Source organism: Fischerella sp. JS2, assembly GCF_032393985.1.
Lineage (GTDB): Bacteria > Cyanobacteriota > Cyanobacteriia > Cyanobacteriales > Nostocaceae > Fischerella.
The window spans coordinates 1041914-1055576 of record NZ_CP135918.1 but is presented as its reverse complement, the minus strand read 5'-3'; the positions used below and the strand labels follow the sequence as shown (position 1 = coordinate 1055576).

The following is a 13663-nucleotide window of genomic DNA, read 5'->3' as shown; positions in this document are numbered from 1 at the left end:
AATTTGACTTCTAAAATGTAAAGGTGATTGAACAAATAGGAAATGCCCTGCATTGGCTTTTTCAACCCATCTGCCATGACACAGACTGCCTTCGACCGATTTTGGGAACTTATATTTGGAGCGATCGCTCTTAACCCTCAAGCCTTTGAATCTATCCAAATTCTCCCCCAAGGTTTTAGTGTTGCACTTTATACCGCGTTACTGGCAGGCTTTTCGCAAGCTTTCGGCCAAGGCATTGTGCTATTTGTGAACCGAGTCAAGCCAATTCGCTTTCTTCTCAGTTTAGCGATCGCCTCAGTGTTATTTGTATTTAGTGTGTTGTTTTGGGGTCTGAGTACATGGTTTGTGAGTTGGCTATTCTTTGATGCTAGTACCCCATATGAAGTTATATGGTCTCTTCTGGGACTGGCCTATGCACCGATGATATTTAGTTTTTTAGTGGCATTGCCTTATTTAGGTGTACCCATTAACGTCATACTCTCTATCTGGACTTTATTGGCATTTGAGGTAGGTTTGCATGCTGTCCTGCATGTCAGTGTATGGCGGGCGTTTTGGTGCGCGGCTTTAGGGTGGGTGGTACTCCAAATTTTACAGCGTACCATCGGTAGACCCATCGCAGCGATCGGTATATGGCTTTCAAACACGGTGGCTGGTACAAAATTAGTCACGGATATGCGAGGAATAGAAAGTCTTCTGCAAGCAGGGCCGCAACAAATCTTCTCCAATATTTATCGAACTGGCAACACCCTTAACAACAGAGACGACGGAGAGTGAGATGATGTTAAAGCGAGTCGTCAAAATTTTGGGTGTTTTTTTGATAGCCTTGCTTTTAACTGTATTATTTCCACAACTGCGTCAGATGTGGGTAGTTGCCTACGATACTCTTACTGATGCGTTAAGCTTGACTATAAGTTTAGCGCAGATTGCTTTAATTGCTATCCTTTTTGCCGGACTGCTAGTTCCTCTAGAAGCTTTGGGCTGGTGGGCAGGTTGGTATGGGGATCAAATTGATACAACAATCGATCCAGGTACCTTAGAAGAACCAATCCCACCGCAAACAAATGTTGTACGTTATGTAATTTATTTAGATGGTATTGGCCAAGCTTCTTCGCGGTACTTTCCTGATGGTGAAGAGTTTCTCAGTCAGTTAGCAGCCATATTACCAGATAACATCGCTATTATTAGAGGACTAATTCCTTACTCTGTCCTCAATCGACCTTTAACCGATGATAGACTACTATCATTTTTTTGGCGGACAGCCGAGCGATTGAGTATGTCGCCAAATCCAGGTATACTAGGTCTCTTGCTTGCTGTAGCAATTAATATCCGTAATACTTATGTAGTCATGGTTTCTGCTGACCAACGCTACGGTCCAATTTATAACCAGGGAATGGCTCAAGTAATGTACAACAGCCTGATTAACTATGGTTACACACCTGGTAGCGGTATACCAATCACCCTAATTGGTTTTAGTGGCGGTGGACAAATAGCAATGGGGACACTCTCGTATCTCAAGAAGGCATTAGTAGCACCTATTGAGGTAATTTCTTTAGCAGGTGTTATCAGTGGCAATACTAATGCTCTAATGGTAGAGCATCTTTATCATTTTGTTGGCGACAAAGACCCTGTTGAACGCTTAGGTCCGATTTTTTTTCCCAAACGCTGGAAAATCTTCTTCCTATCCTACTGGAATCGTGCCAAACGCATGGGTAAAATTTCTTTTGCTTCTCTCGGTCCAGTCGGTCATAGTGGTGCTGGAGGTGTCTTAGATCCTCATAAATTATTGCCTGATGGTCGCACTCATCTGCAACAAACACTAGATGTAGTGACAAAAATCTTACTAGAGGAGTATGACACCGAGCAAGAAACCGAACCGCGTCAACTCAGTAATTACGATCGCTATCAACAAGCAGATTTTAACCGACCAGACTACTATCCTTTACTTCAAACAACCAGATCATTAACTGGGACTGTACCAACAAACCTCTATCAACCCATTGCTGCTTGGATGGGCAGGCTGATTTTGCCACCAAAGGTACAACGACAGTTTGGTGTGTTGCTGGAACTATATCATGCCCCTGGTGAATATCAACATCTCATCGGAGAAATTGTAAATCTGAAATGGTTTGAAAGTTCCACAGCCAGAAACTTAGTGCAAACTGTTATTAAAGATGTTCATTTTAGCCAACAAGCAATTTATAGTTCCCAACAAGGGTTAGTGCAACCAACCCGTTTAAATCATTGGCGACAGGTGACACCCTTAGAGTCATTAGCAGGTGCTAGACCTAATGATGATGTTGTTGTCATGTTGCCTGAGCCTGTAGTGATTGAAGAAAATGGGGGAAACCAAACTGTTACTTTGCACATCACTAGCGAACCTGTGCAAATTTCAGGGCGATTTTACGCCTTAGTCAAGTTTTTACAACCAGCCACACCAGACAGGGAACAGTTCTGCGTTGTTCACTATAATCCTACCTCTGGGCAATTTGATGGAGTTGAAGAAGTCGTAAGAATGCCTCAAGTACTTCCTTATGAAAAGGAAATTTATCCTTCCACCAACCATAATATTGAGAAGTCTCCTTTAAATCCTACAGGCTGGTATATTTACGGTGCTAGAGATCCTGGCGGTATGTTTGTAGTCCAGTCACTTATTCCCCGCTCTTTGGTGCAAGTCAAGCCACAAAGAGTAATCAATGGCATAAAACCAGCCCTGAACTACTTGAAAAAAGAATCCTGGCAGGAAATCATTGCTCATAAAGGACAAATTCAATCTGTGCTTTTAAATACACAAGACCGAGAGATTGAGCAAGCAGTCTCAGAGTGGCGTGAAGGCGATCGGGCTTTGGTTATCCATACCTACGGCGGTATCGGAGGCAAGAAAAAAGAAGCCGCAGCTAGTGGTCCTGTATACTTTGGGCATTTTGCCTATGGAGTGGCCCAGGTTGTGCGGGAACCCCTGACAGATGAATTATGCTTCGACATCGCGTATCACCAGGTTTACACTCATAACATCGATGGGTTAATTGCTGGGACTTTGCATATATCGCGTTATTTAGGCGATCGCCAGTTTGGTTGGATAGGGATTCGTCCTACTACCAACATTGTGATCAAATATGATCCTTTTACCGAAGACTACGATATTAATGGCATCAGGCGATCAGCATTACAAACACTGATCCGGGAATTGGAAATTATGACAGCCCGTTACCGCATTGGTGATGGTACTGGTGGCACTTATGTCAGCCCTGCCAATAACTGCTCCCAAGATTCTAATCAATCATTATATGCTGCCATCAAAGCAATTGAGAAGGCAATTAAATCTAATCATCCAGAGTATCAAAACTGGCTAGAGGGCAATCCCGAAGACGCCACCCGTCTGCAAAGATTGGTCAAGTTAGGAAAATCTCTCCGGTGGGAACTCTTACCTTTCGGTGTTGCCCGCGCTGACTGGCAAAACTATACTGAAAGCCTCGGCAGTTCTCTAGAAGACAGCCCCTTAAAACAACTATTCACAGGTTTAATCAGTTGGCGGGCAATGTTTCCTCGTAAAGCCAGTGATACTGTAACTGAAATATTTCTCAAGCAGGGAGCTTCTGTATGGGTACTTACTACCAGTCAAGTAGGGGGTTGTGATCCTGATATTGCCGCAGTTGCCCCGATGACATTTTAGCATCAGCCTTTCAAGGTGGGTAAAAATCCAAAAATTTCCCGAATTTTGGTCTTTTCACCTTTGTGTCTTAGTGGCTTGGTGGTTCAAAAGTTAATTTTTTCACAACAAAGACACCAAGAAATTTTAGCATCTACCGTATCACTCATATTATGTATGCATACATCACACTCACCATCAACTAACGTTCATAAAATTGCCAGCGAATTTCGCATACTGGGTTGGATTGGTTTCTGGCTACAGTTAGTGTTGGGAAGTATCCCCCTATTCATAGCTATACCTACCCTGTTGTTTAGGGGCAATTCTGGCCGAGTCGGCACTCAAAACAGTATTGGTGTTTTGAGTGCTTATGCTTGTTTGCTAGTTTTAATCTTCACAATTTACTGGTGTTTTCGCTACACACGCTTGTCAAGAAAGCTAGATGATCCTGATCTGCGCCCCTCTAGAAAAGAGGTGACGAGAGGTTTGTGGATCGGCATCATTGCCAATATTAGCGGCATGGTATTTGCAGTCATTGTCTTACTTACTCAGGTCGGCTTGCTGTTGAATAAAGTCCTATCAATTCCCCAAGGCGCATCTACTATTTATAGACCCCTACCTGGTGCGGCGGTAGCAACTCCAGGTTTACCAATTACTCCTCTACAAATTATCTCCATACAGGCAGTCAGCTGTGCGATCGCTGCGGAATTAGTGGGAGTAATTGTTGCGCTGTGGCTGTTATATAGGCTTATACCACAGCCTGTTTATGAATAAACAGCGCTTCAGGGTGGTCAATTGTGGATCTTCTGCATATTAATTAAAATATGATCTCTAAAACATAATCTTTCTGGCTACTAACCAACTTCCACACCAGAATTTGCTTGCAAATAACCTGCTGCAACACAATCATCTATTAATTGTTGAACAAAAGACCATAATTCTGGCGCACCTACTTCTACAGGAGCAACACGTCGCATGACTTGCTCGCGGAAAATACCATGAATGCGCCAAGTTCCACCTTGAGTTTGTTGGTTATGCAGTAGAGGTTGGATACGGTCTAAAGCTGCGGCAAAATGAGCAGTGGGTGTTTGCTGTAATTCAAACTCTTCCCACAGAGAATGTAACTCTGTTTGTTGATCTACAGGTAAAAGTCCAAATAGTCTTTTTGCTGCTTCAGCTTCTTTTTCTGCTTTGCTCAAATTGCCTTGCAAATCATAACAGAAGGTATCACCTGCATCAATTTCCACTAAATCGTGAATTAGCAACATTTTGATAGCACGGAGAATGTCAGTTCCTGCTGGAGCATACTCCGCTAAAACTATCGCCATGACTGTGATATGCCAAGAGTGTTCAGCACTATTTTCTTGACGTGAGCTATCTGTAAGCAGAGTTTGACGCAAAATTTGCTTGAGTTTGTCAATTTCTATAATGAATTGAATTTGTTGAGTCAGTCGATTAATTTGCATACTAAATCCAAAATTAACTAGCTTCTAAACAATCTTGTATACAGTGTTTCATGCCTCATACTTGCTAAAGATAAACCCCAAGTACAGCAACTGAGTTCATCACCTTCTAAATTTAGAATCTGTACTGTGACGTAGCTCAGTAATGGCTGGAGTTCTAGTAGTATTTTTTGCCCTGAAGTTTGACCTAGAGGAACGAGTTTCACCCCAGCAGTAATCAAGTTATTTGCCCAAGAATATAAATATCCTAATAAGGCTGTTTGTATATTTATTTGCCAATAGGCAGCAGCAATGCCAAAAGCGATCGCATAATTACAGGAATTACCCACAGAATCAGTAATAGGTTTAATTTGTGGTTCTAATTCAATTAACAGACGGATTAGTGATCGCCCCATCCCCAAACTAGAAGCGCGTAATTCTTCGGTTTCTCTGGCCGCCGATAACCAATTATTCCAACTAGATAACCTCTGGAAATCTCCCACTTGTACTGATTGATAGCCTCGAATCATCACTGCTGCTTCCATGCGAATTGCCCCATAACGCAATTCCATTTCTAACCAATGCTTAAGATGTGCTGGATGAGCGATCGCACCATCTTCTACCAAAGTTTCTAATCCTTCAGAATAACTATATCCGCCCACAGGTAAAGCTGGGCTAGCTAGTTGCAACAGACACAACAGATTAGCATCAGTGAGAGTGATGGTGTCCATACGCACCTGTTTCTGGTTGAAAGGGTGATATTTCTGCTTTAATTTCCACTCCTAGTTGTTGCAGCATTGCCTGTAAAACTGAATCAGGAGATAAGCGTAAATAAGTGGATGTAATTTCTACTGCCACATGACGGTTGCCTAAATGATAGGCCGCCTTTAGCAAATCTATAGTGTTTTTAGCAACTACTGTTAAAACAGGTTCTGGCTTGGCAATAATCCTCACTAGACTACCAGTAGTTTCATCTACAAGAATATCCCCATCTCGCAGTACCGTACCTCTAGGTAAACGCAAAAAAACCACTTGTCCATCTTCCATTTGCAAGCGATGACGACTGCGCTTACGTTCTTCCGCAGTGAGAAACAAAGTAGAAACTACTGCTGCATTCGGATTTGGTGGTTTTTTTTGGGTAAAAGTTAGCATTAGCAAAAGGGAGCGTAAATTAACTTAGCAGCAAAATCATAATCCATCTGTGTCTATCGATGTGTATCATTATCGCACTCACATAATCAATAAATGCGACTGTCAAAATAGCAATGGCGATCGCACTGTGGAAAAGATGAGTGATCGCACTTTCCATAAATTGTGTGTAGCTGACTGAGTTTGGAAGAACTCCACGTCAACCTGGTAGTACCGATAGCGTGTAAAACTCCTTAAATGTTCCCTAGCCACTGCCGTGAAAAGCGTTCGCTTTTTTTAATTTAGGCGTTTCCCTTTCAAAAAAATTAGGTGAATTAGCAGTATTATCTAGCTCAGATTAGGTAGTGTTGAGGCGATCGCTCAAACAGTGTTCAAAAAATTCACCTGTGCCACTGCTAACATTTTCTACCAATAGACGATATATATATTCTTTGGAGCAAATCTGACCTTTGAGAGCAGTGGCAACAGTTTCTGCAATTAAATTTTGGTAGTGTTCAGCTGTGATGAGTTCTGCAACTGGGTAATGATATTGACACTCTAGAACATCAACTAACTCTAGAACTTCTTTGATTGCAGTTTATGGGAAATTATGTAGTTTTTTGATAATCTCTTGTATTAAAGAATCCATTTCAACTTTTATGCGAAGGATTTTTTCATTTTGCCAAGTAAGTCTAAAGCATATCTACCTTATTATTACTGAGATGTAGTTATCAATCAAATATAATCATTTATTGATTGTTTTCTTGCAAATATATTAAGTATTTCTACTTGTTGAAAATAAAATTTTGATATTATCAAGGCATCATAATATTAAAATGAATCAGATAGGAAAAACAAAACTATAATTAAATTTAACTATAAAGAATAATAGTTTCTCAAGACACTTTTGGGAGAGTTAAGTATGACTCAAGACTATACCACAAAATGGTGGGCTGCTTTTTCATGCCTTGCTTTTATAGAAGGCGTTTTACTGGTAATGTTATTCTCTGGACGTAGTTCTGTATTAACTATAGCAGCATTGCTTTTCATTGCAATCTTAATGGTTTTTATCCCACGAGCAGATGATGTTGTTGCGCTGACATTCGACAGAGATAAAATTGACAACAAAATCAATTCTCTTAATAAAAAACTGAGTACTACGAAAAACAGAGTAGATAAGATATTTCACTTAACAATACCAGAATCAATGTATAAGTCATTGCAAAAAATTAACTCTGGTAACTATGGTATTTACGATTTGACAGCTAAATTAGAAAGAGAACTGTACCACTTACGAGATATAGGTTACATAGAGGATACAAAGGAAATTCGTGATATTCCTTATGAAGGAAATAATTTATCTAATTATGTTAAAATCACGGCTTTAGGTAAGCAGTATATTGAACTTCGCAAGAGTATTGAGGAAGAAAATAACAAGGGGAAAGATAAGTAAATTGGTGTAAATAAAGTTAAATCGTGAGGGTTTTCATTTGTCCTTAATAATTGCTATCATTACAGCAATAATTACGGAAATCACACACAATTTTTTAACGCTTCAATATCTGCACCCACAATGTTTTCTAAATTTCTCGTAATTTTTTCTATATCCCAGTTCCACCAGGCAATTTTTAGTAAAGCATCAATGATTTCGTCTGGAAAGCGTAGGCGTAATAAACTAGCTGGATTACCTCCGACAATTGCGTAAGGTGGTACATCTTTGACAACTACAGATTTTGCAGCAACGACCGCACCATCACCGATTTTAACTCCAGGCATAATCACTGCTTCGTATCCAATCCACACATCGTTACCAATCACAGTGTCACCTTTGAAAGGTAATTCTTCGGGTTTTGGTGTGAGGCGTTCCCAACCACTACCAAAAATGTTAAATGGATAGGTTGAAAAGCCAGACATCTGATGATTTGCACCATTCATGATGAATTTTACGCCTGTGGCTAAAGCACAAAACTTGCCAATGATCAGCTTGTCGCCAATAAATGGGTAGTGGTAAAGCACATTACGCTCAAAGTTTTCCGAGTCTTGTAGGTCATCGTAATATGTATAATCCCCAATGATGATGTTAGGGTTGGTGACAGTGTTTTTAATAAAACATACCTGGGGAAAACCCTGCATGGGATGTGGGTTTTTTGCATCTGGACATTGCATCGCAGCACCTCGGAATTACTTATCTTTTTACCAAGTTCAGTGATTATGTAATGATAGTTTCAGTTGCGATCGCATCTTACAGACGGCTATATCAATAGCAGTGATTACCCTCATTCAACACTAGCGGCTTGCGTCCGTCTACTGCAGCTATTATGCCTCCTTTGTCAAAGTACCTTGATGGAAGACTATTTTCCATTGATTATTAATTAATTTCCATACAGAACTTCGTAGTGAATAAACATGCTCTTCGCTAGCTGTACTGTATCTAACTACACGATAAGTTACTAAAACAACTCCTGCTGCCAAAACCGAGGTGTTGAATTCTGTTATTGATCTTTGAGTTAGGGGTTCAATGGGTTCATTCTGCAAATGCTCGATAGTTTGCTGCTTATCAAAGACACGTCCTGAACTTCCGAATTCAATAAATTCGTCAGCCAGCAAGTCTGCAACTTCTAGCGCTGATCTTCGTACATCGGGTTGCAGCAAACGCTCTTCAAGCTTACGGAGAAGTATTTCTTGTGAATACTCTGCTGCCATAATGTGTTCTAAAAATTAAATCGCATGATCACAGACAGTCTCAAACAAGGCATTTAAAGCTTCTGTTCAGGTAACAAACATAGCACAGTTTTGTATGTGTACTAGAGTTTGTAAGTAACTACTGAGATTAACTATGTAATATTACTTATAATTAATATGTAAATTATAATAAATATTACAATACATACTTATTAGTCAGGCAATAAAAAAGACTCTATAACCTACGGAATATTTCACCGATGTGTCTCCCGTAACTTGGTAAAAAAAGACAACTGTAAATCGTTAAAATTACTTCTATTAAATCTAGTAGGAGCGTGGTAAGGTTTTAAATCCATTGTCTCCCATTTTGCGCTGACTAATGCATTTGCACTATCTACAACCCCAACACCTAGAAGAATTAGTCAAGAGTAGTGGTATTGATTTACACTTAGCTACTTTGAATTTTCAATCTTTGCAAGGTGAAACCGTCTATAACTATCTGTTAATTTCTGAACACATACCACGCACGAACATTGGGATGGTAAAGAGTAGCTGGTTACAACGCTATGCTCATGTAAGTGCTGGTGGCTGGTGGTGTGCTGGACTTGATCCTCTCAATAACTGGGAAGCAATGGAGTGGGGATGCTTCAAGCCAAATCAACCTCGACTCAATAAAAAAGGCAAATCTATTAAGTACGAACATCCTCCCTGCACACCGACGCGGGTGTTTTGTTTACGAGTTAGTCTCCATGTGTGGCAGCAAGTCGCTCAACGTTATAATCAAGCCATGCCTGAAGATATTAGCATTGCCGAAAATGGTGAAGCTGTGGGTTTTTGGCCATGGGTGATGGCAAGAAATATACCAGTAATTATTTGTGAAGGCGTCAAAAAAGCTGCTGCACTGTTAACGCAAGGATATGCGGCTATCGGTGTCCCCGGAATTACTAGTGGTTATCGCGTTACTAAAGATGAATTTGGCAAAGTTATTAGTCGTCAAATGATACCAGACTTAGATGCGATCGCGATCGCTAAACGCACATTTTATATTTGCTTTGATTTTGAAACTCAACCCAACAAAATCGCCGCAGTCAATAATGCTATTTCTCAACTTGGTTTTCTATTCCAAACCAATGATTGTCCTGTAAAAGTGATAGAACTAACAGGGAAAGAAAAAGGAGTTGATGAGTTTATTGTTGCTAAAGGTGCAAGTGCCTTTGAGAAAATATATCGTCAAAGCGTTGATTTAGAAATTTATCTTGCTCAAACAAAGCCTCATACCGAATTAACTATACCTCCAGCACTTACTCTTAACAGTCGCTATTTAGGGGAAATCCCTTTTCCGACTTCTGGGTTAGTAGGTATAAGATCAGCTAAAGGTACAGGCAAAACCACAGCGCTTCAGACAATTGTGCAACAAGCAAAAAGTAGAAATCAACCAGTTTTATTAATTACTCATAGAATTCAACTTGGTCGATTTTTATGTGAAAAAATCGGTATTAATTGGGGCATTAATAATGATAGCTTAGTGCGTAGCGATCGCTTTCATGCTCGCTATCAATCCACCCCATCTCTAGGATTATGTATAGATTCTTTATGGAAGCTGAATCCTGAAGATTGGCAAGGAGCTATCTTAGTTTTAGATGAAGTAGAACAATCGTTATGGCATCTGCTCAACAGTAACACTTGTCAAGAAAAACGAGTCAAATTATTAAAATCATTTCAGCAACTAATTGCTAATATACTAACCACAGGTGGATTAGTTATTGCTCAAGATGCCGATTTATCTGATATTTCTTTAGAATATTTACAAGCATTAGCAGGAATTAAATTAACCCCGTGGGTAGTAGTTAATCAATGGAAACCGCAACGAGGTTGGGATGTGACTTTTTATGATTCTCCTAACCCAACTCCACTAATTCACCAGCTAGAATTAGATTTAATGGCAGGACGTAAATGTTATGTTACTACTGATAGTCGTTCCGGACGTTACAGTTGTGAAACAATCGCTGGCTACTTGAAAGAACGACTGCAAAGACTGCAAAAGCAATTTTCTAAAACCTTAGTAGTCAGTAGTTTGACAACAAATACTCCTGGTCATGAAGCTGTTGACTTTATCACATGTATTAACCAAAAAGTGCCAGAATACGATACTGTTTTTGTCACTCCCAGCTTAGGGACTGGAATTAGTATTGATGTCCAACATTTCGATTGTGTATATGGCATTTTTCAAGGAGTAATTCCTGATTCAGAAGCACGACAAGCATTAGCCAGGGTACGAGATGATGTCCCACGAGTTATTTGGTGTGCTAAGCGAGGTGTTGGTTTAATTGGTAGTGGTAGTACAAATTATCGTTTGCTCTCTTCTTGGTATCAAGAAAATCAAAAAGAAAACTTAGCCTTACTTAGTCCTATACATAAAATTGATGTAGATTTACCATTAGTGTATGATCCAATTCATTTACGAACTTGGTCTAAATTAGCAGCAAGAGTAAATGCTTCGATTAACCTCTATCGTCAATCAATGAAAGATGGTTTAATTGCTGATGGTCATCAAATTCATCTACGGAGTAATGCTGTCCAAAATAATATTGTTCGTGATTTACGTCTTGCTTTTTTAGCTACTGACCCTAATGATTTAGCGACTCGCAGAAGATTGATTCTAGAAATTGTGAGAGTTCAAAAAGACTGGTCAAAAAGTCGTCAAAAAGCAAAAGAAATTAAACGCAAAATCAAGGAAATTAAGCAACAAAATCAATTATTAGCAGCAACGGCTGTAGCTAATGCCAAAAATATTGACTATGTGGAATATGAGCAGCTAATAGCTAAACATTCGCTAACAGATAAGGAACGCAATCAAATTCATAAATATATTCTTAGGCAGAAATACGGCATAGCAGTTACTCCCCAACTTAAATTGCTAGATGACCAGGGATATTATGGACAATTGTTAATTCACTATTATCTCACTCATGAAAGTGAATATTTTTGGCGACGAGATCAGCAAGAATGGCAACAGCAACTATCCTGGGGTGAAGGTAAGGTTTTTCTACCAGATTTAAAAATATATACCCTCAAAGTTGAAGCAATGAGAGCTTTAGGAATGCTACAGTTTTTAGAGCCAGAACGAGTATTTACTGAACACGATGCTGATTTAATGTTGTTGCAAAATACTGCTGTGCAGTGTAGTAGACACATTAAAAGAACACTTGGTATCAATTTAGTGAAGGGTAAAGAACACGTTTCAGCAATCAAAATCCTGAGTAGATTATTGAATTTACTAGGTTTGAAATTACAGCGAGTTGATCAATCTTACAGAATAAATCCCGTAACTCTCGATGATGGTAGAGAGAGAATATTTGCAGTTTGGCATCAACGAGACCAGCTAATATCAACTAATCTTAAGAGCATTGGATGCGATATTACTGATTGTTACTCTGATTTGAGAAGCACAGCACAGCACATATATACAGGAAATAAATATAAAAATCCTGTGTATGTCAGATAAACAAAAATCAATTAGTTGATTTTTACCGTATTTGTTGACCCATTGCCATTTTCAACGGTTATTATTATCTTTTGCAGATATAAAAAAACTTGACTTGTGTGTATTTATTGCTACAATTATTCACTGGGGCTAAAGTCGCTGAAGGGGTTTTACCTCCCTGCCAACTATTAAATTGAAGCGATTATCATATACATTTATTTAAAATTTAAATTGCTTAGCAGAATCTGCACATAAGATGAGGTTATTTGTGCAAAGTCTCAAAGGAAAATTCTGACATCAAATTTAAATATAGCCAGTGCAACTGGGAATAATGGAATAAATGACAGATTTGTAAGTTTTTTACTAAATTTACGAAATTTATGCAGTTTATACTGTAGCAGCAAAACAAAAGGCAAAATTAGTCAAACAATAAGCCGATGAGCGTAACTAGTTACCGAAGGATAGTAATTGGGGATGTGCATGGTCACTACGAAGGTTTAATGAGATTGTTGGATGCGATCGCCCCCGCATCAGACGATCAAGTCTACTTTTTAGGAGACTTAATAGATCGTGGTCCACAAAGCGCCCAAGTAGTTAATTTTGTCAAAGACAGTCCCTATCAATGTTTGTTAGGGAATCACGAGCAAATGCTATTAAATATTCTCACTAAACGTATCCCCACTCCTACAGTACAAGCATGGCTATATAGTGGTGGTCAGGCAACAGTAGCTAGTTATGAAGAAGCTACAATTCCCCACGATCATCTAGAATGGTTTGATAATTTGCCTACATATATTGATTTAGGGGATATTTGGTTAGTTCATGCTGGTGTTAACCCTTTCATTCCCCTGACAGAACAAACTGCCAATCAATTTTGTTGGGTGCGAGATGAATTCCATAGTATTGAAGAACCATACTTCTCCGATAAATTGATGATTATCGGTCATACTATTACTTTTACTCTACCAGGCGTTTCCCCTGGACAATTAGCCCAAGGACAAGGGTGGTTAGATATAGATACTGGGGCTTATCATCCCCGTAGTGGTTGGTTAACGGGATTGGATATTACAAATAATTTGGTTTATCAAGCAAATGTTCTTAAAAATTGCATCCGGATCTCACCTTTAGAAGAAATAGTGACCATCGTCAACCCGAAACAATTTCATGTTAATCACCGCAACAAGTGTTTCGCCTAATGTTGAGTGAAAGCTATGGTTTTAATCCAAAATCTAAAATCCAAAATTGATATTAAGATTTGGATGAGGTAGAAAACCCCAATCC

Annotated in this window: 11 protein-coding genes; 6 read left to right on the top strand and 5 right to left on the bottom strand. The window is 39.3% G+C overall.

From position 1 onward, the window contains the following. Positions 1-42: 42 nt before the first annotated feature. The 3 genes from RS893_RS04450 (at position 43) to RS893_RS04440 (ending at position 4420) form a co-directional block, all read left to right on the top strand. Positions 43-774, top strand: coding sequence for a hypothetical protein (locus RS893_RS04450; protein WP_315790053.1), 732 nt, complete (start codon positions 43-45; stop codon positions 772-774). Position 775: 1 nt separating this feature from the next. Beyond that, positions 776-3670: a CAAX protease gene (locus RS893_RS04445; protein ID WP_315790052.1), complete on the top strand. Its 2895-nt coding sequence runs from the start codon at positions 776-778 to the stop codon at positions 3668-3670. A 153-nt stretch (positions 3671-3823) separates the two neighbouring features. Then, positions 3824-4420 (top strand): DUF3611 family protein, encoded by a 597-nt coding sequence (locus tag RS893_RS04440; RefSeq protein ID WP_315790051.1) that lies wholly within the window; start codon positions 3824-3826, stop codon positions 4418-4420. Positions 4421-4500: 80 nt separating this feature from the next. On the opposite strand, the gene RS893_RS04435 is transcribed toward RS893_RS04440, so the two are convergent. The 3 genes from RS893_RS04435 to ureE are packed head-to-tail and all read right to left on the bottom strand — an operon-like array spanning position 4501 to position 6240. Continuing rightward, positions 4501-5112 carry an HD domain-containing protein gene (locus tag RS893_RS04435; protein ID WP_315790050.1) on the bottom strand — a complete coding sequence of 204 codons (612 nt, stop codon included), beginning with the start codon at positions 5110-5112 and terminating at the stop codon, positions 4501-4503. 17 nt (positions 5113-5129) lie between these two features. Then, positions 5130-5819 carry an urease accessory protein UreF gene (locus RS893_RS04430; protein ID WP_315790049.1) on the bottom strand — a complete coding sequence of 230 codons (690 nt, stop codon included), beginning with the start codon at positions 5817-5819 and terminating at the stop codon, positions 5130-5132. Next, complete coding sequence (gene ureE, locus RS893_RS04425) at positions 5797-6240, bottom strand: urease accessory protein UreE (RefSeq protein WP_315790048.1); 444 nt, start codon at positions 6238-6240, stop codon at positions 5797-5799. The genes RS893_RS04430 and ureE overlap by 23 nt, the downstream gene beginning before the upstream one ends. Before the next feature lie 898 nt (positions 6241-7138). Here ureE and RS893_RS04420 point away from each other — a divergent pair. Next, positions 7139-7669 carry a hypothetical protein gene (locus RS893_RS04420; RefSeq protein ID WP_315790047.1) on the top strand — a complete coding sequence of 177 codons (531 nt, stop codon included), beginning with the start codon at positions 7139-7141 and terminating at the stop codon, positions 7667-7669. A gap of 80 nt (positions 7670-7749) precedes the next feature. Here the strand turns inward: RS893_RS04420 and RS893_RS04415 are convergent, their stop codons facing one another. Further along, positions 7750-8382: a Vat family streptogramin A O-acetyltransferase gene (locus RS893_RS04415; protein ID WP_315790046.1), complete on the bottom strand. Its 633-nt coding sequence runs from the start codon at positions 8380-8382 to the stop codon at positions 7750-7752. Between the two features lie 150 nt (positions 8383-8532). Then, positions 8533-8919 (bottom strand): DUF4440 domain-containing protein, encoded by a 387-nt coding sequence (locus RS893_RS04410; RefSeq protein WP_315790045.1) that lies wholly within the window; start codon positions 8917-8919, stop codon positions 8533-8535. 358 nt (positions 8920-9277) lie between these two features. On the opposite strand from RS893_RS04410, the gene RS893_RS04405 reads away from it, so the two are divergent. Next, positions 9278-12403, top strand: a complete 3126-nt coding sequence (locus tag RS893_RS04405; RefSeq protein WP_315790044.1) for a plasmid replication protein, CyRepA1 family — start codon at positions 9278-9280, stop codon at positions 12401-12403. A 416-nt stretch (positions 12404-12819) separates the two neighbouring features. Beyond that, positions 12820-13578, top strand: a complete 759-nt coding sequence (locus RS893_RS04400; RefSeq protein WP_315790043.1) for a metallophosphoesterase family protein — start codon at positions 12820-12822, stop codon at positions 13576-13578. The last annotated feature ends 85 nt before the right edge of the window (positions 13579-13663 follow it).

Bases quoted from the DNA above. Each gene is read 5' to 3' on its own strand.
- RS893_RS04430 (WP_315790049.1), bottom strand. From the start codon at position 5,819: ATGGACACCATCACTCTCACTGATGCTAATCTGTTGTGTCTGTTGCAA.
- ureE (WP_315790048.1), bottom strand. From the start codon at position 6,240: ATGCTAACTTTTACCCAAAAAAAACCACCAAATCCGAATGCAGCAGTA.
- RS893_RS04405 (WP_315790044.1), top strand. From the start codon at position 9,278: ATGCATTTGCACTATCTACAACCCCAACACCTAGAAGAATTAGTCAAG.
- RS893_RS04420 (WP_315790047.1), top strand. From the start codon at position 7,139: ATGACTCAAGACTATACCACAAAATGGTGGGCTGCTTTTTCATGCCTT.
- RS893_RS04400 (WP_315790043.1), top strand. From the start codon at position 12,820: ATGAGCGTAACTAGTTACCGAAGGATAGTAATTGGGGATGTGCATGGT.
- RS893_RS04450 (WP_315790053.1), top strand. From the start codon at position 43: ATGCCCTGCATTGGCTTTTTCAACCCATCTGCCATGACACAGACTGCC.
- RS893_RS04435 (WP_315790050.1), bottom strand. From the start codon at position 5,112: ATGCAAATTAATCGACTGACTCAACAAATTCAATTCATTATAGAAATT.
- RS893_RS04415 (WP_315790046.1), bottom strand. From the start codon at position 8,382: ATGCAATGTCCAGATGCAAAAAACCCACATCCCATGCAGGGTTTTCCC.
- RS893_RS04410 (WP_315790045.1), bottom strand. From the start codon at position 8,919: ATGGCAGCAGAGTATTCACAAGAAATACTTCTCCGTAAGCTTGAAGAG.
- RS893_RS04445 (WP_315790052.1), top strand. From the start codon at position 776: ATGATGTTAAAGCGAGTCGTCAAAATTTTGGGTGTTTTTTTGATAGCC.
- RS893_RS04440 (WP_315790051.1), top strand. From the start codon at position 3,824: ATGCATACATCACACTCACCATCAACTAACGTTCATAAAATTGCCAGC.